The sequence below is a fragment of the Devosia sp. genome, from assembly GCF_041917035.1.
Lineage (GTDB): Bacteria > Pseudomonadota > Alphaproteobacteria > Rhizobiales > Devosiaceae > Devosia_A.
Genome location: NZ_JAYRYM010000387.1, coordinates 1 through 2438 on the forward strand (window position 1 = coordinate 1; position 2438 = coordinate 2438).

The 2438-nt window shown below is 68.0% G+C and carries 1 protein-coding gene; it reads left to right on the plus strand.

Annotated features, from left to right (window positions below):
- Positions 1-395: 395 nt before the first annotated feature.
- Positions 396-2438: Eco57I restriction-modification methylase domain-containing protein (locus tag ACE3TU_RS21410; RefSeq protein ID WP_374627880.1), on the plus strand; the 2043-nt coding region annotated here is incomplete at its 3' end.

The following is a 2438-nucleotide window of genomic DNA, read 5'->3' on the forward strand; positions in this document are numbered from 1 at the left end:
GGCCGACCGGTGCGCACGGCCGCTCGCCGGACGGCACACTGTTAGGGCATCTGGCTTCGGCCAACGCGCGCTCGTTCGAGCGCTCCCGAGTCGCCTCGGGCGTTGCGGTCGTTACCCGCATTCTTGTCGTGGCGGCGCTCAATGGCTGCCCCTGGTTCCGCGCACCACGCTGAACTGAGCCCTGCGCCGGCCGACGCTCGTCGGCTGGTTTCCAAGCCCTTGGCGCTCGCCGCCTCGTACCCGATCTGCCGGCTTCGCCATGAAGCCCGACCCGGTCGCGTACGTCTGGCCTCTGCCAACCGGTCGTCCACGACCGTTTTCTTGCCCATCCCACCCGGGGAGCCCGCCTCCCCGATGGGGCGTTGTGTTCCCCGTTTTCCTTGGAGAACACACCGATGGCCCGTCCTACCGCGCCTTCCCTGTGGCTGCCCGGGTTCGACCCGGCGGCCCCGACCCTGCCCCACCCTGCAGAGCAGGTTTGCCTTTCCGTTTCTTGCGTGCCCGCCGAGCCTGTCGAGGCCATCCACGTCGAGAACCTCATTGACGTCGAGCAAGAGCAGTTTGTGGACAGCGGCCGCGCCAACTGGCGGGTGGTGGCCACCGCGACCGAGGCCGCCCGGCGCATCCTCTGGCCGCAGCTGACCGGCGCCGACCTGGAGCACTTGACCGGCCCGACCGCGAAGTTCGAGGCCAACCTGGCGGCAATCACGCTCCTGCGCCAGATCGAAGCCGAAGGCCGGCCGGCCACTGCGGATGATCGCCAAGTTCTTCAGCGCTACACCGGCTGGGGCGGCCTCCCCGCCAGCTTCAATCTCGAAGGCACCGACAGCGCCTGGGCCGAACGCGCCCGTCGCTTGCAGGAATTGCTTCCCGCTGAGGACTACGAATCGGCGCGCGCCTCCGTCAACAACAGCCACTACACCGAGGTCCCCGTGATCGAGGCGATATGGCAGGCGGTGGAGCGCTTCGGTTTCACCGGCGGGCGCATCCTGGAACCCGCGGCTAGCATCGGCCATTTCATTGGCGCCATGCCGCAAGCGTTGGCCGAGCGCAGCAGCATCACCGCCGTCGAGATCGACCGGGTTTCCGGCCGCATCCTCAACGCGCTCTACGCGCCCGGCGGCGTGGACGTGCGGATTTCCCCTTTCGAGAAAACTCCCCTGCCCGACCACTGGTTCGACCTGGTGATCGGCAACGTCCCGTTCGGCAAGTACAAGGTCGCCGACGTGAGCAACCGGGCCTATGCCCGTTTCAGCATCCACAACTATTTCTTCGGCCGCGCCCTCGACCTGGTGCGCCCCGGTGGGCTGGTGTGCTTCATCACCAGCAGTCACACGATGGATGCCCAGTACGACGCAGTGCGCGAGCACATCGCCGCCCAGGCTCACCTGCTGGGTGCCATCCGACTCCCCAAGGGCACCTTCGCCGGGATCGCCTCCACGGAGGTACAGACCGACATCCTGTTCCTGCGCAAGCGGCAGCGGGCCGAGGCGGTCGAGGCCAAATGGTTGAAGCTGGGCACGGTGCCCGATAGTCTCCGGCACTCCCAGTGCTACGAGCGTTACCTGCCGATCAACGCCTGGTACGCCGAGCACCCGCATTTCTGCATTGGCCGCATCCGCCGCGAGAGCAATGGCTACGAGGAAGTACCGGTCGCCGTGTTCGAGGGCGACCTGGAGGCGGCCCTGGCCGAGCGCATCGCCTTGCTGCCGGCCGGTGCTTACCGGCCGGTGGCGCACAAGGCAGCCCCGCTGCGAGTGGTGGTCCCGGCCGAGGCCGGTGCCCGTCCTGGCAGCTACCGTCTCCACCAAGGGCGGGTGCATCGGGTCGAGGGCAGCGAGATGGTCGACGTCCATGACCAGCTCAATGCCACACAGCGGGCCCGCGTCACCGGCCTGTGTGCCATCCGCGACCACGCCCGGGCCCTGCTCGATGCGCAGTTGGCGGATGAGGGCGACGGTCGGCTGGGTCACCTGCGAGCCATGCTCAATGGGACCTACGAGCGCTTTGTATCGCGCTATGGCTGCCTGTCCACGCGCGCCAATGCGCTGGCGTTCCGGCGCGACCCGGACTATCCGCTGTTGCTGTCGCTGGAGCATTACGACGAAGAGGCCGACACGGCCCGCAAGGCTGCGCTATTCACCCGGCGCACGCTGACCCGGGTCGTCGAACCGAGCACCGCGGGCGAGCCGGCCGAAGCGCTGGCGGCGTCCATCCAGTGGCGCGGCCGGGTCGATCCGGCCTACATGGCCGAACTGCTTGGGGCACCCGAAGTTGCGGTGCTGGAGGCACTGGCCGGAGCGGGGCAGGTTTTCCTCGACCCGGCCGACGGGGAATGGAAGACCGCCGACGACTACCTGTCGGGCAACGTGAAAGCGAAGCTCAAGCAGGCGGTGCTGTCCGGGAGTACCTACCAGCGCAACATCGACGCGCTGGAA